The following is a 23,566-nucleotide window of genomic DNA, read 5'->3' on the forward strand; positions in this document are numbered from 1 at the left end:
GCGCGCCTGACGTACCGTTTCCGCAGATGAGAGAAACACCCCGCTCGCAGGGGACTGCGGGCGACACCGGAGCGGGGCATCCCCAGCACCGCTTTGGTCGTGCCTTCGCGCACACCACTGGAGCCTTCGGCTCTGGAACACCTCACCGATCGGACGGCCGCCCGCCCCAAACCCCCCGGGGCGTGCGGCACACCGGTCCGTACGGCCGCCCCGGAACCACCCCCCCTGTTCCCGGGCGGCCGGCCTTTTTCTCCTTCTTCTCCCGCCCCGGGTGGCGGTTCTGGGTTCCCTTCGCGCTGTGCGCGGCCGTCTTCGCGCTCGTGACCTGGCAGGTTTCCGCCGGCGGGCCGCTGCGCTCGGCCGACGAGCGGGTTGGTCACGCGCTCGCGGGCCAGGGGCCCAGACCAATGACGGAACTCCTCGCCGATCTGGGCAGCATGCTCGTCGCCGTGCCCGTACTGGCCCTGGTGATCGGGTACGCGCTCTGGCGCGGGCAGCGCGCGCGACCGCTGATGGCGGCGCTCGCGATGGCAGCCGTCCCTCTCCTGGTCGTACCGCTCAAGATCTGGATCGACCGGCAGGGCCCGCTGACCGATGCCACCGGGTACTACCCGTCCGGGCATACGGCGACGGCGATGGTGGCGTACGGCGCCGCCGCCCTGCTCCTCGCGCCCCGCGGGCGGACGTGGGCGATGCCCGCCGCCGTCCTGCTCACCCTGGCGACGGGCATCGGTCTTCTGCTGCGTGGCTACCACTGGCCGCTGGACGTCCTCGGCAGCCTGGCGCTCTGCGGAATGCCGCTCCTGGCTCTGGAGCGGGCACTCCGCGCGGCCGGATCGCGCGATCTCAGCCGCGATCTCAGCCGAAGTACGCGTCGAAGTTCTTCGAGAACTCCCACTGGTTGAAGCGGTCCCAGTTGATCGACCAGGTCATCAGCCCCCGCAGGGTGGGCCAGGTGCCATGGGTCTGGTACGAGCCGCAGTCGGTCTTCTTGGTCAGGCAGTTCAGCGCCTTGTTCACCTCGGCCGGTGACGTATGGCCGTTGCCCGCCTGGGTCGAGGCCGGCAGGCCGATGGCCACCTGCTCGGGGCGGAGCGCCGGGAAGACCTTCGTGGTGTCACCGGCGACGGGGAAGCCGGTGAGCAGCATGTCGGTCATGGCGATATGGAAATCGGCGCCGCCCATCGAGTGGTACTGGTTGTCCAGACCCATGATCGGGCCGGAGTTGTAGTCCTGGACGTGCAGCAGGGTGAGATCGTCGCGCAGGGCGTGGATCACCGGGAGATACGATCCGGCGCGCGGGTCCTGGCCGCCCCAGGGACCGGATCCGTAGAACTGGTAGCCGAGCTGTACGAAGAAGGTCTCGGGCGCCATGGTGAGGACGAAGTCCGCGCCGTACTTGGCCTTGAGGGTCTTGATCGCGGAGATCAGATTGACGACGACCGGTGTCGTGGGGTTGCGGAAGTCGGTGTCGCCGGTGTTCAGCGAGAGCGAGTGGCCCTCGAAGTCGATGTCCAGGCCGTCCAGACCGTACTCGTCGATGATCTTGGAGACCGAGGAGACGAAGGCGTCACGGGCGGCGGTGGTGGAGAGCTGGACCTGGCCGTTCGCGCCGCCGATGGAGATCAGGACCTTCTTGCCCGCGGCCTGCTTGGCCTTGATCGCCGCCTTGAACTCGGCGACGGATTCGACGTTCGGGCATTCGGCGACCGGGCAGAGGCTGAAGCGGATGTCGCCCGAGGTGACCGAGGTGGGTTCGCCGAAGGCGAGGTTGATGACGTCCCACGAGGCGGGCACATCGGCCATGCGTGTGTAGCCGGAGCCGTTGGCGAAGCTGGAGTGCAGATAGCCGACCAGCGCGTGGGCGGGCAGGTCACCGCCTCCTCCGCCGCCGCCCGAGGGGGCGGTGGTGGCGGTGACGGCGGGCGAGAGCGCGGACGCGCCGACGGCGTTGGTCGCGGCGACCTGGAAGCTGTAGGCCGTGGCGGGGCTGAGCCCGGTGACGGTCGCCGAGGTGCCGGAGACGTCCAGGGCCTTCACGCCGCCCCGGTAGACGGTGTAGCCGGTGGCTCCCGTGACCGGCGCCCAGGACAGCGCCACGGAGGTCGAGGTGACGCTGCCCGCCTTCAGGCCGGTGGGGACGGCCGGGGCCTGCTCGGGCGCGCCGCCGGGGCCGACGAGGGTGAGGTCGTCGGCGTAATAGGCGGGCGTGCCGTACCAGCCGTGGGTGTAGATGGTCACCGAGGTGGTGCTCGGGCCGGTGCGGAAGGTCGTGGTCAGCTTCTGCCAGTCGGCCGCGGACTGCGTCCAGGTCGAGACATCGGTGGTGCCGGTGCCGGAGGCGCCGAGATAGACATAGCCGCCGCGGACCCAGGAGCTGAGCGTGTACGCGGAGTCGGGCTTGACCGTGACGGTCTGCGAGCACTTGGCGTTGTCGTTGCCCGCGGGGGTCCCCTTGAGCGCGCCGCCGCCACCGTGCACCGGTGTGGTGACGACGGAGCCGCTGCCCGCCGTACAGCTCCAGCCGGTCAGGCCGGACTCGAAGCCGCCGTTACGGGCGATGTCCGCGTCGGCGGCCCGTGCCGTCTGGGCGGCGGCGACGAGTCCGCCCGCGGTGAGCACGGCGGCCGCGAGGGCGGCCACCAGTCTTGGGTACAGAGCAGGACGTCTGGTGCGTTCCACAACTGCCTCCGGGCATGGGGGAAATGAGGTGGCGGAGCGCGCACAGCATGGTCCAGACCAATTGGTTGGTCAAGACCTGTGACAGCGCCACCCCGGAACCGCCCCGGTCGCCCCCGCCCGCCGTCGTCACACGGCGCCGCTCCGGCCGCCCCCGCCCCCATCGCCGTTCCCGGCCGCGAGGTTCGCCGCCGCCTCGTGCATCGCCAGCTCCAGCAGCGACGCGTCGGTGAGTGTGCCCGAGCCGTCCGGCGGCACCAGCCAGCGCAGACCGCCGCTCGCCCGTCCCGGGTACGGCACGACGATCCAGGTGCCGGACCCGGCGCCGCGTACGCCCGTACCGAGCCAGCGCGCGACCGTGCCCGGCGGCACGAAGAACCCCATGCGGGAGTCGCCGGAGTCGGCGAGCACGGGCCCCGGCCGGTCGACGAGCCTGGTCAGCACGTCGAGGGTCGGATAGCCGAGCGCGCCGGGGAGGATCAGCACGTCCCAGAGCCGGCCGGCGGGCAGCAGAGCCACCCCCAGCGGGTTGCGCTCCCACTCCCATCGGCAGGCTTCTGGATCCGGTGCCACCGAAGTCAGCCACCCCACCGCGTTGTTCGCCCCTGAGCCGGTCATGTGCCCGGCCTCCCCTCCGTATTGTTGGACAATCTGTCCACAAGGGGGAGACACGAGGGGGGCCGGGCGATGACGCGAGTTCGGCCCGCGATCTTGCGGTGATCTGGGTCACAAGGACCTCGGCGGCCGGTCCGGCGGTGGCTCAGCTGTCGAAACCGAGGCCCAGCCGGTCCATGGTCCGCAGCCACAGATTGCGCCGACCGCCCCGGGCGTCCGCGCGGGCCAGCGACCATTTGGTGAGACCGATCCCCGCCCACGCGGCGGGTTCCGGCGGGAACGGCAGCGGCTTGCTCCTGACCATCTCCAGCGCCGTGCGCTCGGTCCGTTCGCCCGCCAGGAGATCGAGCATCACCTCCCCGCCGAAGCGGGTCGCCCCGACACCGAGCCCGGTGTACCCGGCGGCGTACGCGACCCGGCCGTCGTAGGCCGTGCCGAAGAAGGCCGAGAAACGCGAACAGGTGTCGATGGCACCGCCCCAGGCGTGGCTGAAGCGCACCCCCTCCAGCTGCGGGAAGCAGCGGAAGAAGTGGCCGGCGAGCTTGAGATAGGTCTCCGGACGGTGGTTGAGCGCCGCGTCGAGCCGACCGCCGTACGGATAGATCGCGTCGTAGCCGCCCCACAGGATGCGGTGGTCGTCGGTGATCCGGAAGTAGTGGAACTGGTTGGCGCTGTCGCCGAGCCCCTGACGGTTGCGCCAGCCGATCGCGGCGCGCTGCGCCTCGGTCAGCGGCTCGGTCATCAGCGCGTAGTCGTAGACCGGGACGGTGTACGGCCGTACCCGCCGGACCAGCGAGGGGAACACATTGGTGCCGAGCGCGACCCTGCGCGCGAAGACCCGGCCGTACGGCGTACGCACGGCCATCCCGGAACCGGCACCCGACCGGGCACCCGGCCCGCCTCCGGACCCGGCTCCGGCTCGGGCACGCGCCAGCTCCAGCGCGCGGGTGTTCTCGTAGACGCGTACCCCCAGCTCCGCGCAGACGCGCTTGAGGCCCCATGCGAGCTTGGCCGGATGCAGCATGGCGACGCCGCGCCGGTCCCACAGCCCGCCCAGGAACGTCGGGGAGTCGACCTCGGCGCGCAGCGCGTCCCGGTCGAGCGGTTCCAGACCGGTGCGGCCGAGCCGCGTCGCCTCCTCGTACAGCTCATGGAGGTCGTCCAGTTGGTACGGCTCGGTGGCGACATCGATCTCACCGGTGCGTTCGAACGAGCAGTCGATCGCGTAGCGGGCGACGGTCGCCTCGATGGCGTCGAGATTACGCTCGCCCAGTTCCTCCAGTTTCCGCAGCTCACCCGGCCAGCGCGCGAGCCCATTGCCGAAGCCGTGGGTGAGGGAGGCGGCGCAGAAGCCGCCGTTGCGGCCGGAGGCGGCCCAGCCCACCTCGCGGCCCTCGATCAGTACGACGTCCCGCTCCGGGTCGCGTTCCTTGGCGAGCAGCGCGGTCCACAGCCCGCTGTAGCCGCCGCCGATGACCAGCAGATCGCAGTGTTCGTCGCCCGTGAGGGCCGGCAGGGCCCCCGGCCTGCCGGGGTCGTCCAGCCAGTACGGGACCGGCCGCGCGTCGGAGAGCGATGCGGCGGAGAGCGCCGCGGTGGCGGTACGCATGGCGCTTGGGGCCATGTCTTCCAACTCCTTCAGGGGATGGTGAGACCCGTTCAGGCGGTGGCGGTCTTCTTCCGTCGGTTGCTGACCAGCTGACCGCCGACCACCAGCAGTACGGCGACGATGAACATCGCCGTCCCGATGACATTGATCTGTACCGGCGTGCCGCGCTGCGCGGAGCCCCAGACGAACATGGGGAAGGTCACGGTCGAGCCGGCGTTGAAGTTGGTGATGATGAAGTCGTCGAAGGAGAGCGCGAAGGCGAGCAGGGCGCCCGCCGCGATGCCGGGGGCGGCGATCGGCAGCGTGACCCGCAGGAAGGTCTGTACGGGCCCCGCGTAGAGGTCCCGCGCCGCCTCCTCCAGTCTCGGGTCCATCGACATGACGCGCGCCTTGACGGCGGTCACCACAAAGCTGAGGCAGAACATGATGTGGGCGATCAGCACGGTCCAGAAGCCGAGCTGCGCGCCGAGGTTGAGGAAGAGCGTCAGCAGCGAGGCGGCCATCACGACCTCGGGCATCGCCATCGGCAGGAAGATCAGTGAGTTGATCGAGCCGCGCGCCCGGAAGCGGTAGCGGACCAACGCGAAGGCGATCATCGTGCCCAGGACGGTGGCGCCGAGCGTCGCCCAGGCGGCGATCTGGAGGGAGAGCGTCAGCGAGCCGCACAGATCGGCGACTCCGCAGGGGTCCTTCCAGGCGTCCAGCGAGAAGCGCTGCCAGGAGTAGTTGAAGCGCCCGTTCGGCTTGTTGAAGGAGAAGACCATCACGACGAGATTGGGCACGATCAGATAGCCGAGCGTCAGCACGCCCGCGATGACGACGATGTTGCGTCGGAGCCAGCGCATCAGACCAGGTCCTCCGTCCCTGCTCGGCGGATGTAGAAGGTGACCATCAGCAGGACGATCGCCATGAGGATGAACGAGAGCGCGGCGGCCGTCGGATAGTCCAGGACCCGCAGGAACTGCGTCTGGATGACGCTGCCCACCATCTTGGTGTCGGTGGAGCCGAGCAGTTCGGCGTTGACGTAATCACCGCTCGCCGGGATGAAGGTGAGCAGCGTGCCGGAGACGACCCCCGGCATGGAGAGCGGGAAGGTCACCTTCCGGAACGTGGTCAGCGGCCTGGCGTACAGATCGCCCGCTGCCTCGTGCAGCCGCCCGTCGATGCGCTCCAGCGAGGTGTAGAGGGGCAGGATCATGAAGGGCAGGAAGTTGTAGGTGAGCCCGCAGACCACCGCCATGGGCGTGGCGAGTACGCGGTTGCCCTCGGTCCAGCCGAGCCAGCTGGTCACGTCGAGCACATGGAGGGAGTCCAGGATGCCGACGACCGTGCCGCCGTCCGCGAGGATCGTCTTCCAGGCGAGTGTGCGGATCAGGAAGCTGGTGAAGAACGGCGCGATGACCAGGACCAGCAGCAGATTGCGCCAGCGTCCGGCCTTGAAGGCGATGAGATACGCGAGCGGATAGCCGAGCAGCAGACACAGGATCGTGGCGGTGCCCGCGTACAGCAGGGAGCGCACGAACTGCGGGTAGTACTCCTGGAGCGCGTCCCAGTAGGTCGGGAAGTGCCAGGTGACCTGGAAGCCCTCCTCCAGGGAGCCGGTCTGTACCGAGGTCGACGCCTGGTAGACCATCGGCAGCGCGAAGAAGACCAGCAGCCAGAGGATGCCGGGCAGCAGCAGCCAGTACGGGACGAGCCGCTTGCGCGTGGACGCCTTGCGCACCGGGGGTTCCGGCGGGGTGGCGGGCGCGGCGGGCGGCGCCTCGGTGATCGTCACGAGACCTCCTCGTCCACCGTCTCGATGCCCGCGGAGCCCACTGTCCCGGCAAGCAGGGACTGGGCCGCGTCAAGACCGAAGCTGTGCGCCGGGTTCCAGTGCAGGACCACCTCGGCGCCGGGGGAGAGCCGGCTGTCCCGCTCGATGTTCTGCGCGTACACCTCGAACTCGGGACAGACCGGGCTGTCGATCACATACTGCGTGGAGACTCCGATGAAGCTGGAGTAGGCGATCCGTCCGGTGATGCGGTTGTGGCCGTCGGGGATGGTGCCCGCGTCGTCCGCGTGCGCCAGCGAGATCTTCTCGGGCCGTATGCCGACCAGCAGCTTGCCGCCGCTCGTGGTCGGGGCGGAGCACCGTCCCGCGGGCAGCCGCAGTTTGGCGCCGCCCGCCGTGACCACCACGTCGTCGCCGTGGATCTCGGCCACCTCGGCCTCGATGAGGTTGGAGGTGCCGAGGAAGTTGGCGACGAAGGTGGTCCGCGGGTTCTCGTAGAGATCGGCGGGGCTGCCCAGCTGCTCGACCACACCGCCGTTCATCACCGCGACCGTGTCGGCCATCGTCATGGCCTCCTCCTGGTCGTGGGTGACATGGATGAAGGTGATGCCGACCTCGGTCTGGATGCGCTTCAGCTCCAGCTGCATCTGCCGGCGCAGCTTGAGGTCGAGGGCGCCGAGCGGTTCGTCGAGCAGCAGCACCTGCGGGTGGTTGATCAGCGCGCGGGCGACGGCGACCCGCTGCTGCTGGCCGCCGGAGAGCTGGTGCGGCTTGCGCTTGGCGAAGTCGCCGAGCTGGACGAGATCGAGCATCTGGCCGACCTGCCCGCGTACGGACTTGATGCCGCGGCGGCGCAGCCCGAAGGCGACGTTCTCGTAGATGTCGAGGTGCGGGAAGAGCGCGTAGCTCTGGAAGACGGTGTTGACCGGCCGCTTGTAGGGAGGCAGGCCGGTGACGTCCTTGTCCCCCAGGAAGACCGTGCCGGTGGTCGGCTCCTCCAGGCCCGCGATCATCCGCAGGGTGGTGGTCTTGCCGCACCCCGACGCGCCGAGGAGAGCGAAGAAGGAGCCCCGCGGCACGGTGAGATCGAGCGGCTTGACGGCGCGGAAGGAGCCGTACGTCTTGCTGATCCCGGACAGGCGGACGTCGCCGCCGCCCCGGCTGGTGGATGCAGTCTCTGTCATGGGTAACGGTCCCGGGGATGAGAGAGGTGGACGGGCTGAGACCAGGCCGTCCCCGGCGATGGAGGAGGAGCGGCGTCAGGCGCCGATGAGCTTGGCGAACTTCTGCTCGTACGCCGTCTCTTCCTCGGCGCTGAGGGAACGGAAGGCGTGCGAGGCGGCGGCCATCGCCGCGTCCGGGAGGATCAGGGTGTTGTCGGCCATCGACGTGTCGATCTTCGCGAGTTCGGCGCGTACACCGTCGACCGGGCAGACGTAGTTGATGTACGCGGCGAGCTGGGCGGCGATCTCCGGCCGGTAGTAGTGGTCGATGAGCATCTCGGCGTTGGTCTTGTGCCGTGCCTTGGCCGGGACCAGCAGATTGTCGCTGGAGATGATGTAGCCGCTGCGTGGGATGGCGAACTTGATGTCCGGGTTGTCGGTCTGGAGCTGGACGACGTCACCGGCCCAGGCGACACAGGCCGCGATATCGCCCTTGTCGAGGTCCGCGGTGTAGTCGTTGCCGGTGAAGCGGCGGATCTGCTTCTTGTCGACGGCCTTCTGGATACGGGCGACGGCGGCGTCGAAGTCGTCGTCCGTGAAGCTGCCCGGGTCCTTGCCCAGATCGAGCAGGGTCATTCCGATGGAGTCGCGCATCTCGGAGAGGAAGGAGACGCGCCCTTTCAGCTGGGGGTCGTCGAGCAGCTGGGAGACGGAGTCGACCTTGCGTCCGCCGGTGGCCTTCGCGTTGTACGCGATGACGGTGGGGATACCGGTCCACGGGTAGCTGTGGGCGCGGCCCGGGTCCCAGTCGGGTGAGCGGAACTGGTCGGAGAGGTTCGCGAACGCGTGGGGCAGCCGCGAGGGGTCGAGCTTCTGCGCGTAACCGAGCCTGATCATGCGGGCGGCGAGCCAGTCGGTGACACATATGAGATCGCGGCCGATGTCCTGGCCGGCCGCCAGCTGCGGCTGGATCTTGCCGAAGAACTCGACGTTGTCGTTGATGTCCGCCGTGTACTTGACGCTGACGCCGGTGCGCCTGGTGAACTCCCGGAGCGTCGGGTAGTCCTTCTCGTCCTCGCTGACGTCCATGTACTCGGTCCAGTTGGAGAAGACGACCCGCTTCTCGTCCGCCGAGTGGTCGGTGGACGCGGGCCCGTCGCCCTCCCGCTTGGCGGGCGGGATCCCGCAGCCGCTCAGACCGGCGAGAGCGCCGATCGTGAGCGCGCCGGCACCGGTGGCGCGCAGCATGGAACGGCGGGTGAGGGCGCCCCTGCCGCTGGTCAGGCTGCGCCGCATCGCGGCCAGTTGGGCCCCGGAGAGACGGTCGGGCTCGTACTGCTCCATGCGCTGTGCCCTTTCGGGTGGGTGGTCACTGCGGACGGACGGTCCCTAGGGACGGTCACCGAAGATCGTGCGGTGCCAGTCCTTCCTGGCCACCGCGGTGTTGTCGTACATCACATGCTTGACCTGCGTGTACTCCTCGAAGGAGTACATGGACATGTCCTTGCCGAATCCGCTGGCCCGGTACCCGCCGTGCGGCATCTCGCTGATGATCGGGATGTGGTCGTTGACCCAGACACAGCCGGCCCTGATCTCACGGGTGGCCCGGCCCGCGCGGTGGACGTCGCGGGTCCAGGCGGAGGCGGCGAGGCCGTACGGAGTGTCGTTGGCGAGCCGGATGCCCTCGTCGTCGGAGTCGAAGGGCAGGACGACCAGGACCGGGCCGAAGATCTCGGACTGGACGATCTCGCTGTCCTGGGCGGCGTCCGCGACAAGGGTGGGGCGGTAGTACGCGCCGTCCTTCCACATCCCGCCGGGCGCCTCGCCGCCGGTGACGATCCGGGCGTAGCCGCGGGCTCGTTCCACGAAGCCGGCCACGCGGTCGCGGTGGGTGCCCGAGATCAGCGGGCCGAGGTCCGTGGCCGGATCGAAGGGGTCGCCGAGGCGCACGGTCTCCATCAGATCGGCGACACCGCTGACGAAGGCGTCGTAGAGCGGCCGTTGCACATAGGCGCGGGTGGCGGCCGTGCAGTCCTGGCCGCCGTTGATGAGGGAACCCGCCACCGCTCCATGGACGGCGGCCTCCAGGTCCGCGTCGTCGAAGACCAGGAAGGGCGCCTTGCCGCCGAGTTCGAGATGGAGGCGTTTGACGGTGGCGGTGGCGATCTCGGCGACGCGCTTTCCGACGGCGGTGGAGCCGGTGAAGGAGGTCATCACGACATCGGGGTGGCCGACGAGACGTTCCCCGGCCTCGGGCCCCGCGCCGCTGACGATATTGATCACGCCGTCGGGCAGTCCGGCCCGCTGGGCGGCGCCCGCGAACATCAGCGAGGTGAAGGGGGTGATCTCGGCGGGCTTCAGGACGATGGTGTTGCCCGCGGCGACGGCCGGCAGGATCTTCCAGGCGGCCATCTGGAGCGGGTAGTTCCAGGGCGCGATGGAGCCGATGACCCCGATCGGCTCGCGGCGCAGGTACGAGGTGTGATCGGCGCTGTACTCACCGGCCGAGGCGCCCTGGAGATGGCGCGCGGCGCCCGCGAAGAACGCGGCGTTGTCGATGGTGCCGGGGACATCGAACTCGGTGGACAGCTTGATCGGTTTGCCGCACTGGAGCGATTCCGCGTACGCGAGGTCGTCGGCTTGTTCGGCGAGGACGTCGGCGAACCGGTGCAGGGCGTCGGAACGCTCCCCCGGGGTGGTGCCCGACCAGCCGGGGAACGCCTCGCGCGCGGCGGTCACGGCGGCGTCGACATCATCGGCGCCCGCCAGTTCGTACGCGTACAGCTCCTCGCCGGTCGCCGGGTTGACGACGGCGTGCGTACGTCCCGAGGTGCCCGGGCGGGGCCGTCCGCCGATGAACTGCGCACCGTCCGCGAAGCGGTCCCGCACCTGGAAGCGGTTGGCCATGACGCTCTCCGATGTTCCAGCTGGTTGGTCAGCTGTTGTTCCGGCTGTTGTTCCGGCTTCAATTGAGTGCCGATCCTGACAGAGCACCGCCACCTCAACAAGGGATTCCGTTGTTGCCTTTTGGTTACGCGACGGAATCGGTCGACCATGTGTCGCCTCAGCGCCCTGATCGGCGGACGGAATGTCAGTGGTGGCTGCCAGACTCGCATGCATGGGGAAGAACTCGGGGCGGGAGAAATACCTGCTCTTCTGGGGCCACGCGGCACGGCGGGACGGCACGCTCGGGGCGAGCTGTCTCAGTCAGTGGTGGCCGTCGCCGTTCACGGTGGACGGGGTGGAGTACGCGACGGCCGAGCACTGGATGATGGCGCGCAAGGCACGGCTCTTCGGGGACGAGGAGGCCGAGCGCGCCGCGCTGGGGGCGGCGAATCCGGCGCTCGCCAAGAAGGCGGGGCGGCTGGTGCGCGATTTCGACGAGACCGTCTGGGAGCGCGAGCGCTTCGGCATCGTGGTGGAGGGCAGCGTCCACAAGTTCGGGCAGGACGCGGCGCTGCGCGGATTCCTGATGGCCACGGGCGACCGGATACTCGTGGAGGCCAGCCCGATGGACCGGATCTGGGGCATCGGGCTGGCCTCGGACGACGAGCGGGCGCGGGACCCCGAGCGCTGGCGCGGGCTGAATCTGCTGGGCCTGGCGCTGATGGAGGCGCGTGAGCGGCTCCGGGCCGAGGCCGCGGGCGCGGGCGCGGCCTCGGACGACGGAGGGTCCGCGGGCTGAGGACCGGTCGGCTCAGAGCCTGGCGGGCCCCCGGATGCCACGGGTCCTCCCGGGTCTACCGAGTGACGTCGACCACCAGCGAGGTGCTGTAGCCGTCGTAGGTGCTGTCGTAGTCGTTGTCGTTCTCCTCGTTGATCGCCTGGGTGATGCCCCAGATGATGAAGCCGAGGAAGATGACGCCGAGGGCGATGCCGATCGAGCCGAGGATGACACCGGCGCGGGCCTGTCCCTCATTGGTGGCCTCGCCCCGCTGTACCCGCTTCCTGCCGACGATGCCGAAGATCAGCGCGAGTACGCCGAGGACGATGCCGCCGATGCCGTACAGACAGAACAGACAGACGGACAGAATGCCGAGCACCATCGCGGCGACGCCCATACCGTTCGCCGGGGGCTGCCAGCCGGGCTGGCCGTACCCCGGGGCGCCCGGGTACGGCTGGGGAGCCGCCGGGTAGCCGGGATAGCCGTAGCCGGGGGCCGCTCCCGGTCCCGCGCCGGCGCCGTACGGAGCGGCGCCGTACGGAGCGGCGGAGTGCGGGGCGGGCGGGGCGCTCGGGTATCCATAGGGACCGGGGGCGGGCTGAGCCGGTCCCCCGGGAGCGGTGGGCGGCGGCGGTACGGCGCCGGACTCGGGCCCTCCGGCCGTCATGCCGATGACCGTCGGCATGTTGTGCACCGATCCGGGCGACGGTTCCCCGGGGGCTCCCGGGCCCCCGGGGGACGGCTGTCCCGGAAGCTCGGGCGATATCGGTGGCGGCGGCAGTGACGCCGGCTTGTCCAGCGGGATCCGCTGCTCGGGCGGAGCCCAGGGATCACTCGGCTCGTAGCCGCCCGGCGGCTGCTCGCTCTTGTCTGACATGGGCCTCCCCCATCGTAATTCCGTCATGCTACGGCCTCCGCTCCACGCGGAACCGGCCCGGCCTACGATGATCCCTGACCCGAACGGCCCACGGCAGAGCGCGGACGTACCGCCCCTGCCGGCGCCGTGAATTCCTGGCGACCCGCCCCAGCACACGGAGGACCCCGATGACCGATCTGCACCCCTTCATCGCGGGGCTGCCCAAGGCCGAACTGCATGTCCACCATGTCGGGTCGGCGTCGCCCCGTATCGTGGCCGAACTGGCCGGCCGGCACGCGGACTCCAAGGTGCCCACCGACCCCGAGGCGCTCGCCGCGTACTTCACCTTCACGGACTTCGCGCACTTCATCGACGTCTATCTCTCCGTCGTCGATCTGATCCGTACGCCCGAGGACGTCCGGCTGCTGACCTTCGAGATCGCGCGTGACATGGCCCGCCAGAACATCCGCTACGCCGAGCTGACGGTCACGCCGTACAGCTCGACCAGCCGCGGCATCCCCGAGCAGGGCTTCATGGAGGCGATCGAGGACGCCAGGAAGAGCGCCGAGGCCGAGTTCGGTGTCGTGCTGCGCTGGTGCTTCGACATCCCCGGCGAGGCGGGGCTGCCCGCGGCCGAGGAGACGGCCAGGCTCGCGGTGGACCTGCGGCCCGAGGGGCTGATCTCCTTCGGTCTCGGCGGTCCCGAGATCGGGGTGCCCCGGCCGCAGTTCAAGCCGTACTTCGACCGCGCGATCGCCGCGGGCCTGCACTCCGTGCCGCACGCCGGTGAGACGACGGGCCCCGAAACGATCTGGGACGCGCTGCGCGAGCTGGGCGCGGAGCGCATCGGCCATGGCACGAGCGCCGTCCAGGACCCGGGGCTGCTGGCCTACCTCGCCCAGCACCGCATCCCGCTTGAGGTGTGCCCGACCTCCAATATCGCCACCCGCGCCGTCCTCGATCTCGAAGAGCACCCGATCAAGGCGATGGTCGCGGCCGGTGTGCTGGTCACCATCAACAGCGACGACCCGCCGATGTTCGGCACGGACCTCAACCAGGAGTACGGGGTGGCCGCCCGGCTGCTCGGCCTGGACGAGCGCGGTCTGGCCGATCTCGCGAAGAACGGTGTCGAGGCCTCGTTCCTCGACAGCGACGGAAAGAAGCGGCTCACCGCCGAGATCGACGCGTACACCGCCCAGTGGCTCGCGCGCTGACCATGTCGGGCGACCGGACGGACCGGGACCCCGCCGCGCGGAGTGTCGTCGCGGTCGGCCACCGCGGCGACCCCTATCGCGTACGGGAGAACACCCTCCCCTCCGTGGACTCCGCCCGGCGGCGGGGCGCTGACGCGGTCGAGATCGACGTCAGGCTCACCCGCGACGGTGAGCCCGTGCTGCTGCACGACGCCACGCTGGAGCGGCTCTGGGGCCATGAGCGGCGGCTGGCCGAGCTGACGTACGAGGAGCTGCGCGAGCTGACGGACGGCGGGGTCCCGACGCTGCGCGAGGCGCTCACCGCGAAGGACCCGGCCGGGGCCGGAAGCGGACACCCGGGTGCGGACGGGACCCGCTTCATGGTGGACCTTCCCGGCGCGACCGAGGAGGCGGTACGCACCATCGTCGGCACGGTGCGCGAGTGCGGCGCCGCCGAGCGCGTGTACTACTGCGCGGGCCCGAGCGCGATGCTCGCCGTACGCGCCGCCGACGCGCGCGCCGAGATCGCCCTGACCTGGACGACGCTCGCGCCACCGCGGCCGGCCCTGCTGGCGGCGGTGCGGCCACGCTGGCTCAACTACCGGTTCGGGCTGGTCAGTCGGGAGCTGGCCGACCGCAACCACCGGGACGGGCTGCTGGTCTCCGCCTGGACCGTGGACACCCGGCGCAGCATGCGCCGGCTGATCGCGCACGGCGTCGACTCCGTCACCACCAACCGGATCGATGTCCTGTCCGGGCTGCTCGGGACTCGTCGTTCATGAAGCCCCGGGCATACGGTCGGGCATGATGAGCCGACGGTCCCTCCCGTGTTCACGGCGAGCGCGGCGGGTGCGGGGGGTGCGGCGGGTGCGGAAGTGAGCAGAGGAGAAGATATGGCCGACGACCACAACGACCCGCGCGCGACGGGACGTATCCGCTCCGACATCGCCCACAACGCGCGCGTCTGGAACTACTGGTTGGGCGGCAAGGACAACTATCTGGTGGACCGTGCGGTGGGCGACCGGATCACCGGCCTCTATCCGGGCATCGGCGAAGTGGCGCGCGCGGACCGGGCGTTCCTCGGCCGTGTGGTCCGTCATCTCACCGGTGACCTGGGCGTACGGCAGTTCCTTGACATCGGCACGGGCCTGCCCACCGTCGACAACACCCATGAGGTGGCGCAGCGGATCGCGCCCGAGTCCCGGATCGTCTACGTCGACAACGACCCGATCGTGCTGGCGCACGCCCGCGCGCTGCTGACGGGTTCCGCCGAGGGCGCCACCGAGTACATCGACGCGGACGCCCATGACCCGGACGGGATCCTGGCCGCCGTCGAGCCGACGCTCGACCTGCGGCAGCCGGTGGCGGTGATAATGCTGGGCATCCTGAACTTCGTCCTCGACACCGACGACGCGCGGTCGATCGTACGGAAGCTGCTGGCCGCCGTACCGTCCGGCAGCTATCTCGTACTGACCCACCCCACGCTGGAACTGGGCGGCGACGGCAATGCCGAGGCCATGCGGTTCTGGAACGAGAACGCGACGCCGCCGATCACCGCCCGCGGCCGGGCGGACATCGAGTCCTTCGTGGCCGGTCTTGAGCTGCTGGAGCCGGGCATCGTCTCCTGCGCGCGCTGGCGCCCCGACCCCCGCCGGGACGACGGCGCGGCGGAAGTGGCCCAGTTCGGCGTGGTGGCCCGCAAGCCCTGACGTGCCTGGAATCGGGAGAACGGGACCAGCGGGACCGCCGGACGCCGGCAAGGCGGGGGCCGGCGACGCGAGGGCCGGAACGCCGGCCGTCGCCGGGCCCTGGGCCGTCGACATCGGGGTGGCCCTGCTCATCCAGGCCGCGGTGACCATTCCGTTCGTCGTGCCGCGCGGACCGGACGTGCCGCCCGCCGACTGGCCCTCGTACGGACTGACCACGCTGGCCGTGCTGCCGCTGGTCTGGCGGCGCCGGGCGCCCGTGACCGTACTGCTCGCCGTACTGATGGCGCAGATCCTCTACAAGTTCACGCTCGACGGTCCGGGCCAGAGCCTGCCGTACACCAGCCTGATGGCGCTCTACACGGTCGCCGCGCTGTCCCCGGCGCGCCGCCGCGTCCCGGCCGCCGTGGGGACCTTCGCGCTCGTGCCCCCGGGGGTCGCGTTGAACTCCCGCGACGCCAAGGAGCTGCTGTTCTCGCTCTTCGTGTTCGGCGCGGCGTACGCGTTCGGCCGGCTGACCCACACCCGCCGGGCCTATACGGCGGCGGTCGAGGACCGCGCGGCCCAGCTGGAGCGGGCGAACCGGATCGAGGCCGAGCGGGCGACGGCGCGTGAACGGGCCCGCATCGCCCGGGAGATGCACGACATCCTGTCGCACGCGGTCAGCGTGATGGTGGTCCAGGCGGAGGCCGGTCCGGTCGCCGTACGCACGGCGCCCGAGCGCGCCGAGGCGGCCTTCGAGGCCATCTCGGAGACCGGCCGGGACGCGATGGTCCAGCTGCGCAGGATGCTCGGGCTGCTCCGCGAGGACACCGAAACGTCCGCGGAAGCCGGGGACACCGGGACATCCGGGACCGCCGCCGCCTCCGGGCCGCCGCCGCGCCGGCCGCAGCCGTCCCTGACCACGCTCCCCGGGCTGGTCGAACGGGTCGCCTCGGGCGGGCTCGCCGTCGACCACGTGACCGAGGGCAGGCCCCGCCCGCTGTCGCTCGACACGGAGGCGACGGTCTACCGCGTCGTCCAGGAAGCGCTGACCAATGTGGTCAGGCATGCCGCCGCGCGCTCTGTGCGCATACGGCTGGCGTACGGCGCGGACGCCCTGGAGATCACGGTCACCGACGACGGCCGGGGTCCCGCCGACCCCACCGGCCCCGCCCCCGACGCCGTCCCCGGCCATGGGCTGATCGGCATCCGGGAACGCGCCGCCGCCCATGGCGGTACGGCAGGCACCGGACCGGGCCCGGGAGGTCTGGGCTTCCGGCTCACCGTACGGCTTCCGCTGCCGCCCATACATTCCCGTGAGGAGGTGGGGAGTTGACGATCCGTGTGGTGGTGGCCGACGACCAGGAGCTGGTACGCAGCGGATTCTCGATGATCCTGGACGCGCAGCCGGACATCGAGGTGGTCGCCGAGGCGGGCGACGGAGCGCGGGCGGTCGAGGCGGTACGCCACCATCGCCCCGAGGTGGCGCTGCTCGACATCCGGATGCCGGTGCTCGACGGGATCGAGGCGTGCCGCGCCATCACGGGCGCGACCGGCTGTCGCGCGGTCATGCTCACCACCTTCGACTCCGACGAGTATGTGTACGAGGCGCTGCACGCGGGGGCGAGCGGATTCCTGCTCAAGGACGTCCGGCGCGACGATCTGGTGCACGCGGTACGGGTGGTGGCGGCCGGGGACTCCCTGCTCGCCCCCTCGGTGGCCCGCCGGCTCGTCGAGGAGTACACCCGGCGGCCTGCCGGGCCCCCCGCCGCGGGCGCCGCGCGGCTCGATGTCCTGACCGCGAGGGAGCGCGAGACACTGCTGCATCTCGCGCGCGGCCTGTCCAACGCGGAGATCGCGGCGGCGCTCACCGTCAGCGAACACACCGTCAAAACACATGTGGGCCATGTGCTCGCGAAGCTCGGTCTGCGCGACCGCGTCCAGGCGGTCATCTGCGCGTACGAGACCGGTCTGGTCACCGCCGGACATCCTCCCCACGGAGGAGACGCGGTGCGCGACTCCCCCGTACCGGTGAGGGATTGAGGCCGCGAAGACCGCTCGCTCCGGCGATCCGCCGGCGCGCGGTGCTCAGCAGGATGGGACGGGTCGGCACCACCCGCCTCTGACACCTGGAGACCCCAGAGATGCCTGCCCGCACACGCACCGCCGCCCTGGCCGCCGCCCTCGTTCTGGGGATCGTGGCCGGCCCCGCGGCTCCGGCCGCCGTCGCCACGGCGGCTCCGCACGGCGGCGCGCACCGCACCGCTCCCACGGACGATGCCGACGCGCGGCGCGACGCGCCCGACGCCGAGGCGCTGCGTGCCGCCCTCGCCGGTCTGCCCGACGCCGACTCGACCGCCGCGCTGGCCCGGGTCGGCGGCAGCGGCGGCAGCTGGCGCGGCAGCGCGGGCGTCCACGATCTGCGCAGTGGCCGCCCCGCCGACGAGGAGGGTCGCTTCCGGGCCGGATCGGTGACCAAGGTGTTCACCGCCGCCGTCGTGCTCCAGCTCGCCGCCGAGAAGAGAGTCGCCCTCGACCGCCCGGCCAGGGCCTATCTGCCGACGCTGATCCCGGCGGCGTACGGCGCGGTCACCGTACGGCAGCTGCTCGACCACACCAGCGGGATCCCGGCGGCCGACCTGCCCGGGGAGACGGCCGAAGAGGCGTACGCCCACCGCTTCGACCGCCACGATCCCCGGGACATGGTCGCGTCGGCGACCGCGAAGGACCGGGAGTTCGCCCCCGGCGCCGCGCAGCACTACCTCAACATCAACTACACCGTGCTGGGGCTGCTGATCGAGAAGGTCACCGGCGCGCGCTACGCGGACGAGGTCCGGAGCCGCGTTCTGGCACCGCTCGGTCTGCGCGACACGTACTTCCCCGGCGACGATCCGCGTATCAAGGGGCCGCACAACCGCGGCTACCAGTCCTTCCCCCGGGCCGGCGGCTCCGAGGGGGAGGTCGAACTGCGCGATGTGACGGTGTGGGGAAACACGAGCAGCTGGGCGGCGGGCGATCTCATCTCCACCACCGCCGATCTCGAACAGTTCGTCCAGGCCCTGTTCCGGGGCCAGGTCGTGCCGGAGCCGCAGCTGGAGGAGATGTTCAGCCTGCCTGCCCCGTCCGTGCGCGACCATGTCTCGGGCGACCCCGCCGCGTACAGCGCCGGTCTGTCGGTGACGACGCTCGGGGGCCGACAGGTGTGGGGCAAGTCGGGCGGACGATGGGGCTACAACACGGTGATCGGCGCCACCCGGGATCTCTCCCGGACCCTGGTGTACAGCGTCAACGCGACGGACGCGAAGGGCCCTGACATGAACCCGACCGCGCTGAAGCTGATGGTCGCCACGTTCGGCGCCCCGTCCGCCGGTCCGGCCCCGGCCGCGTAGCCCGGCCCCTGGACCGGTCCGGGTCGGGAGCGGTCCCTGGACCGGCCCCGACCGCGCCGTCACACGTCCGCGCCCGGATCCTCCCTGGACGGTCCCGGCTCGTCCGCCCTGAGCTTCTCCGGCGGCTTCACCTCCTTGGCACGCTCCGTCAGCACCTTCCCGATGAAGAAGTCATAGACGAAGACGCCGATGAGCCCGCCGACCAGCGGCCCGATGATCGGGATCCAGAAGTAGCCGCTGAACCACTGGAAAGTGCCCGGCAGCGCGATGTCCCCCCAGCCGACGAAATACGTCCACAGCCGTGGCCCGAAGTCACGCGCGGGGTTGATCGCGTACCCGGCGTTCGTCCCGATGCTCAGTCCGATCGCGAAGACGACCAGACCGATCAGGAACGGTGCGAGATTCGACAGAGGTCCGCTGTTGCGAGTGTCGATGAGCGCGCAGACCAGGATGAGGAGAATCGCGGTGCCGATGAGCTGGTCCAGGAAAGGACCCCACCAGGAACTACCGAAGTACTCGGCCGGGAAAGTGGCGAAGATCGAGAAGGTGGAGAGCGACTGGTCCCTGGCGATTCCGGCCTTGCCATTGAAATCGTCGATGGCCCAGCTGTACGCGGAAAAGACCACGGCGGCGCCGAGGAAAGCGCCCAGGAGTTGGGCGCCCCAGTACGGAAGGACCTTGTTCCAGGGGAATCCGCGGCGCGCGGCGAAGGCGAGCGTGACGGCGGGGTTGATATGCCCTCCGCTGATACCTCCGGAGACATATACGCCGAAGACCACGCCGAGTCCCCAGCCCCAGGAAATGATCAGCCAGTTCGCCGGGCCGAAGGCGACCGTCTGGCGGCCCGATCCGGGAAGTCCGGCGACGGCCACGGCCACCGACCCGCAGCCCAGCAGGATCAGTACGAACGTTCCCAGGAATTCCGCGAGCAGCTCGCCATTGAGCCCTTCCCGGTAGCCGCGACGCTTTGTACTGGTGGTCTCCGTACTGGTGGTCGCCATTGCTCCTCCTGCTCCTGACGGGATAGAAGCGACTGTAGGACCGTCCGGCGGAATGCGCCCGGCGAGCCCGGCACGCAGCTGAGGGAATGTCACACAGCCAGGGGAGCCATTCGGGTGAGGATTGTTCGCCCTGCGCATAGGAAAGGGGCGGGCGGTGGACAAGAAGTCCACCGCCCGCCCCTCCGGCGGGAATTCCGCGCTCTGCCGGGACGCGCTCCCGTGGGCGTGTCAGCCGTCGAGCGAGGTCATCACGTGCTTGATACGCGTGTAGTCGTCGAAGCCGTACGCCGAGAGGTCCTTGCCGTAGCCGGACTTCTTGAAGCCGCCGTGGGGCATCTCCGCGACCAGCGGAATGTGGGTGTTGATCCACACACAGCCGAAGTCCAGCGACTTCGACATCCGCATCGCCCGCCCGTGGTCCTTGGTCCACACCGAGGAGGCGAGGGCGTACTCGACACCGTTCGCGTACTCCAGCGCCTGCGCCTCGTCCGTGAAGGACTGGACGGTGATGACCGGGCCGAAGACCTCGTTCTGGATGATCTCGTCGTCCTGCTTGAGGCCCGAGACGACGGTCGGGGCGTAGAAGTAGCCCTTGTCGCCGACCTGGTGGCCGCCGGCCTCGACCTTGGCGTGGGCGGGCAGCCGCTCGATGAAGCCGGAGACCTGCTTCAGCTGGTTGGCGTTGTTGAGCGGGCCGTACAGCACGTCCTCGTCGTCCGCGGCGCCGGTCTTCGTGTCGGCGGCGGCCTTCGCGAGCGCCGTCACGAATTCGTCGTGGATCGACTCGTGGACGAGGACGCGGGTGGCGGCCGTACAGTCCTGTCCGGCGTTGAAGTAGCCCGCCACCGCGATGTCCTCGACGGCCTTGGCGATGTCGACATCCTCGAAGACGACGACCGGCGCCTTGCCGCCCAGCTCCAGATGGACACGCTTGACGTCCTTGGCCGCCGACTCGGCGACCTGCATGCCGGCCCGCACGGAACCGGTGATCGAGGCCATCGCCGGGATCGGGTGCTCGACCATCGCACGGCCGCTGTCGCGGTCGCCGCAGATGACGTTGAAGACGCCCTTGGGGACGATCGCGCCGATGATCTCGGCCATCAGCGTGGTCGAGGCCGGGGTGGTGTCCGACGGCTTGAGCACCACGGTGTTGCCCGCGGCGAGGGCCGGCGCGAACTTCCACACGGCCATCATCATCGGGTAGTTCCACGGCGCGACCTGCGCGCAGACACCGACCGGCTCGCGGCGGACGATGGAGGTGAGCCCCTCCATGTACTCCCCGGCCGAGCGGCCTTCGAGCATCCGGGCGGCGCCCGCGAAGAAGCGGATCTGGTCCACCATCGGCGGGAGCTCTTCGGTACGGGTCAGCTCCAGCGGCTTGCCGGTGTTCTCGGACTCGGCGGCGATCAGATCCTCCGCCCGCTCCTCGAAGGCGTCCGCGATCTTGAGCAGTACCTTCTGGCGTTCGGCCGGAGTGGTGTCGCGCCAGGCCGGGAAGGCCGCCGCGGCGGCCTCCATGGCGGCGTCGACGTCGGCCTGCCCCGAGAGCGGGGAGGTGGCGTACACCTCGCCCGTGGCCGGGTTGACCACCTCGATGGTCCGCCCGTCCGCGGCGTCCCGGAACTCTCCGTTGATGTAGTTACGCAGCCGGCGCAGCTCGGTGGTCACTGCCACCCCTCCTGTCGGAAGTTACGTATCGGAATGTCCGATGGGTGAGACACCCACCTTAATCGGTCGGTCGACGCTTTCGACAGGCCGACCCCTCCACAACTTCGGATTCGGTGAGATTCGGTCGCCTCAACAACGAATTTCATCGATACAGGGTTGCGGGACGGACGAGTCGCAGTGCACAGTGAGGCGCGTGGCCAGTCGTAGCGCAGACTCCAGAACAGAGTCCAGGACAGATTCCAGGACCGGGAACGGATCATCGCCGTCCATCGATGCCGTGTCCCTCGCCATCATCGAACAGCTCCAAGAGGACGGACGGCGCCCGTACGCCGCGATCGGCAAGGCCGTGGGCCTCTCCGAGGCGGCCGTGCGCCAGCGCGTCCAGAAGCTGCTCGACCAGGGCGTGATGCAGATCGTCGCCGTGACCGACCCGCTCACCGTGGGTTTCCGGCGCCAGGCGATGGTCGGCATCCATGTCGAGGGCGATCTGGATCCCGTCGCGGACGCGCTGTCTGCCATGGACGAGTGCGAGTACGTGGTGATGACCGCGGGCTCGTTCGACCTGATGGTGGAGGTCGTCTGCGAGGACGACGACCACCTGCTGGATGTGATCAACAAGCGGATCCGCGCGCTCCCCGGCGTGCGATCCACCGAGAGCTTCGTCTACCTCAAGTTGAAGAAGCAGACCTACATGTGGGGAACCCGATAGCCGTGAGCAAGGACCTCTCCAAGACCGCGTACGACCACCTGTGGATGCACTTCACCCGCATGTCGTCGTACGAGAACGCACCCGTGCCCACCATCGTGCGTGGTGAGGGCACCTACATCTACGACGACCAGGGCAAGCGCTATCTGGACGGTCTCTCGGGACTGTTCGTGGTCAACGCCGGGCACGGCCGCCACGAACTGGCCGAGACCGCCTACAAGCAGGCGCAGGAGCTGGCCTTCTTCCCGGTCTGGTCGTACGCGCACCCCAAGGCCGTCGAGCTGGCCGAGCGGCTTGCCCACTACGCGCCGGGCGACCTCAACAAGGTCTTCTTCACCACGGGCGGCGGCGAGGCGGTCGAGACCGCCTGGAAGCTCGCCAAGCAGTACTTCAAGCTGACCGGCAAGCCGACCAAGTACAAGGTCATCTCGCGCGCCGTCGCCTACCACGGCACACCGCAGGGAGCCCTGTCCATCACCGGTCTGCCGGCCCTGAAGGCGCCGTTCGAACCGCTGGTCCCCGGCGCGCACAAGGTCCCGAACACCAACATCTACCGCGCCCCGATCCACGGCGACGACCCCGAGGCCTTCGGCCGCTGGGCCGCCGACCAGATCGAGCAGCAGATCCTCTTCGAGGGCCCCGAGACGGTCGCGGCGGTCTTCCTGGAGCCGGTCCAGAACGCGGGCGGCTGCTTCCCCCCGCCGCCCGGGTACTTCCAGCGGGTCCGCGAGATCTGCGACCAGTACGACGTCCTGCTCGTCTCCGACGAGGTCATCTGCGCGTTCGGCCGGCTCGGCACGATGTTCGCGTGCGACAAGTTCGACTACGTACCGGACATGATCACCTGCGCCAAGGGCATGACCTCGGGCTACTCCCCGATCGGCGCGTGCGTCGTCTCCGACCGGATCGCCGAGCCGTTCTACGAGGGTGACAACACCTTCCTGCACGGCTACACCTTCGGCGGCCACCCGGTCTCGGCGGCGGTCGGTCTCGCCAACCTCGACATCTTCGAGCGCGAGGGCCTGAACCAGCACGTCCTGGACAACGAGTCCGCCTTCTTCGACACGCTCAGCAAGCTGCACGATCTGCCGATCGTGGGCGACGTGCGCGGCAACGGCTTCTTCTACGGCATCGAGCTGGTGAAGGACAAGGCCACCAAGGAGACGTTCACGAGCGAGGAGACCGAGCGCGTCCTGTACGGCTTCCTCTCCAAGAAGCTGTACGAGAGCGGTCTGTACTGCCGGGCCGACGACCGCGGCGACCCGGTCGTGCAGCTGGCGCCGCCACTGATCTCCGAACAGTCGACGTTCAACGAGATCGAGGGAATCCTGCGGTCCGTGCTGACGGAGGCGTGGACCAAGCTCTGACGGTGACGATCCGGCACAGAGTGTCCCCGGGTGGTTCCGTCACCGAATCGACCGTACGGAACCCACCCCGGGGGACGGCCCGGGTGCCGCCTTTCGAGTGAGAAGGGCGGCGCCCGGGCCGTGTGCTGTCCGTACTCCCGGCTTCGAATACCTACCGTGCCCTGTGACCGATCGTCGCAGCCTTCGTTCCCCCG

Annotated in this window: 21 protein-coding genes; 10 read left to right on the plus strand and 11 right to left on the minus strand. The window is 69.9% G+C overall.

The genetic code is table 11. The features are described 5' to 3' along the window. The first annotated feature begins 26 nt into the window (after window positions 1–26). Window positions 27–905: a phosphatase PAP2 family protein gene (locus tag M1203_RS33830; protein ID WP_249953683.1), complete on the plus strand. Its 879-nt coding sequence runs from the start codon at window positions 27–29 to the stop codon at window positions 903–905. On the opposite strand, the gene M1203_RS33835 is transcribed toward M1203_RS33830, so the two are convergent. The 8 genes from M1203_RS33835 to M1203_RS33870 form a co-directional block, all read right to left on the minus strand. Continuing rightward, window positions 859–2,682 carry a glycoside hydrolase family 18 protein gene (locus M1203_RS33835; protein WP_249953684.1) on the minus strand — a complete coding sequence of 608 codons (1,824 nt, stop codon included), beginning with the start codon at window positions 2,680–2,682 and terminating at the stop codon, window positions 859–861. The two genes, M1203_RS33830 and M1203_RS33835, sit on opposite strands and share 47 nt — an antisense overlap. 126 nt (window positions 2,683–2,808) lie before the next feature. Next, the gene (locus M1203_RS33840) at window positions 2,809–3,297 is read right to left on the minus strand and encodes a hypothetical protein (protein WP_249953685.1); all 489 of its coding nucleotides are present in this window, start codon (window positions 3,295–3,297) and stop codon (window positions 2,809–2,811) included. A gap of 142 nt (window positions 3,298–3,439) precedes the next feature. After that, entirely contained in the window at window positions 3,440–4,918 is a 1,479-nt protein-coding gene (locus tag M1203_RS33845) for an FAD-binding oxidoreductase (protein ID WP_249953686.1), read from the minus strand. Between the two features lie 35 nt (window positions 4,919–4,953). After that, a complete protein-coding gene (locus tag M1203_RS33850) occupies window positions 4,954–5,748 on the minus strand; it encodes an ABC transporter permease (RefSeq protein ID WP_249953687.1) in 795 nt (264 codons plus the stop codon). Continuing rightward, window positions 5,748–6,680: an ABC transporter permease gene (locus M1203_RS33855; RefSeq protein WP_249953688.1), complete on the minus strand. Its 933-nt coding sequence runs from the start codon at window positions 6,678–6,680 to the stop codon at window positions 5,748–5,750. The genes M1203_RS33850 and M1203_RS33855 overlap by 1 nt, the downstream gene beginning before the upstream one ends. Next, complete coding sequence (locus tag M1203_RS33860; protein ID WP_249953689.1) at window positions 6,677–7,861, minus strand: ABC transporter ATP-binding protein; 1,185 nt, start codon at window positions 7,859–7,861, stop codon at window positions 6,677–6,679. Before M1203_RS33860 ends, M1203_RS33855 begins: the two co-directional genes overlap by 4 nt. A 75-nt stretch (window positions 7,862–7,936) precedes the next feature. After that, a complete protein-coding gene (locus tag M1203_RS33865) occupies window positions 7,937–9,184 on the minus strand; it encodes a PotD/PotF family extracellular solute-binding protein (protein ID WP_249953690.1) in 1,248 nt (415 codons plus the stop codon). 45 nt (window positions 9,185–9,229) lie between these two features. Continuing rightward, on the minus strand, window positions 9,230–10,747 hold the full coding sequence (locus M1203_RS33870; protein ID WP_249953691.1) for a gamma-aminobutyraldehyde dehydrogenase: 1,518 nt from the start codon (window positions 10,745–10,747) through the stop codon (window positions 9,230–9,232). 181 nt (window positions 10,748–10,928) lie between these two features. Here M1203_RS33870 and M1203_RS33875 point away from each other — a divergent pair, with 181 nt between their 5' ends. After that, window positions 10,929–11,525 (plus strand): NADAR family protein, encoded by a 597-nt coding sequence (locus M1203_RS33875; RefSeq protein WP_249953692.1) that lies wholly within the window; start codon window positions 10,929–10,931, stop codon window positions 11,523–11,525. A gap of 55 nt (window positions 11,526–11,580) precedes the next feature. Here the strand turns inward: M1203_RS33875 and M1203_RS33880 are convergent, their stop codons facing one another. Further along, window positions 11,581–12,381, minus strand: a complete 801-nt coding sequence (locus M1203_RS33880) for a DUF4190 domain-containing protein (RefSeq protein WP_249953693.1) — start codon at window positions 12,379–12,381, stop codon at window positions 11,581–11,583. A 167-nt stretch (window positions 12,382–12,548) separates the two neighbouring features. On the opposite strand from M1203_RS33880, the gene M1203_RS33885 reads away from it, so the two are divergent. The 6 genes from M1203_RS33885 (at window position 12,549) to M1203_RS33910 (ending at window position 18,630) form a co-directional block, all read left to right on the plus strand. Then, window positions 12,549–13,574 (plus strand): adenosine deaminase, encoded by a 1,026-nt coding sequence (locus M1203_RS33885; RefSeq protein ID WP_249953694.1) that lies wholly within the window; start codon window positions 12,549–12,551, stop codon window positions 13,572–13,574. Window positions 13,575–13,576: 2 nt separating this feature from the next. Further along, window positions 13,577–14,335: a glycerophosphodiester phosphodiesterase gene (locus M1203_RS33890; protein ID WP_249953768.1), complete on the plus strand. Its 759-nt coding sequence runs from the start codon at window positions 13,577–13,579 to the stop codon at window positions 14,333–14,335. Window positions 14,336–14,446: 111 nt separating this feature from the next. After that, window positions 14,447–15,262 carry an SAM-dependent methyltransferase gene (locus M1203_RS33895; protein ID WP_249953695.1) on the plus strand — a complete coding sequence of 272 codons (816 nt, stop codon included), beginning with the start codon at window positions 14,447–14,449 and terminating at the stop codon, window positions 15,260–15,262. A 112-nt stretch (window positions 15,263–15,374) separates the two neighbouring features. Continuing rightward, entirely contained in the window at window positions 15,375–16,577 is a 1,203-nt protein-coding gene (locus M1203_RS33900) for a histidine kinase (RefSeq protein ID WP_249953769.1), read from the plus strand. Next, window positions 16,574–17,284 carry a response regulator transcription factor gene (locus tag M1203_RS33905; RefSeq protein ID WP_249953696.1) on the plus strand — a complete coding sequence of 237 codons (711 nt, stop codon included), beginning with the start codon at window positions 16,574–16,576 and terminating at the stop codon, window positions 17,282–17,284. Before M1203_RS33900 ends, M1203_RS33905 begins: the two co-directional genes overlap by 4 nt. A 101-nt stretch (window positions 17,285–17,385) precedes the next feature. Beyond that, window positions 17,386–18,630: a serine hydrolase gene (locus M1203_RS33910; RefSeq protein WP_249953697.1), complete on the plus strand. Its 1,245-nt coding sequence runs from the start codon at window positions 17,386–17,388 to the stop codon at window positions 18,628–18,630. 59 nt (window positions 18,631–18,689) lie between these two features. Here the strand turns inward: M1203_RS33910 and M1203_RS33915 are convergent, their stop codons facing one another. Further along, window positions 18,690–19,562, minus strand: a complete 873-nt coding sequence (locus tag M1203_RS33915; RefSeq protein ID WP_249953770.1) for an MIP/aquaporin family protein — start codon at window positions 19,560–19,562, stop codon at window positions 18,690–18,692. Between the two features lie 297 nt (window positions 19,563–19,859). After that, entirely contained in the window at window positions 19,860–21,299 is a 1,440-nt protein-coding gene (locus M1203_RS33920) for a gamma-aminobutyraldehyde dehydrogenase (protein WP_249953698.1), read from the minus strand. Window positions 21,300–21,492: 193 nt separating this feature from the next. Between M1203_RS33920 and M1203_RS33925 the strand changes: the two genes are divergently transcribed. Both M1203_RS33925 and M1203_RS33930 read left to right on the plus strand, forming a co-directional pair. After that, window positions 21,493–22,008, plus strand: a complete 516-nt coding sequence (locus M1203_RS33925; RefSeq protein ID WP_249953699.1) for an Lrp/AsnC family transcriptional regulator — start codon at window positions 21,493–21,495, stop codon at window positions 22,006–22,008. Further along, on the plus strand, window positions 21,993–23,372 hold the full coding sequence (locus M1203_RS33930) for an aspartate aminotransferase family protein (protein ID WP_249953700.1): 1,380 nt from the start codon (window positions 21,993–21,995) through the stop codon (window positions 23,370–23,372). Before M1203_RS33925 ends, M1203_RS33930 begins: the two co-directional genes overlap by 16 nt. Window positions 23,373–23,566: the final 194 nt, after the last annotated feature.

It is taken from the genome of Streptomyces sp. 35G-GA-8, assembly GCF_023534745.1.
Lineage (GTDB): Bacteria > Actinomycetota > Actinomycetes > Streptomycetales > Streptomycetaceae > Streptomyces.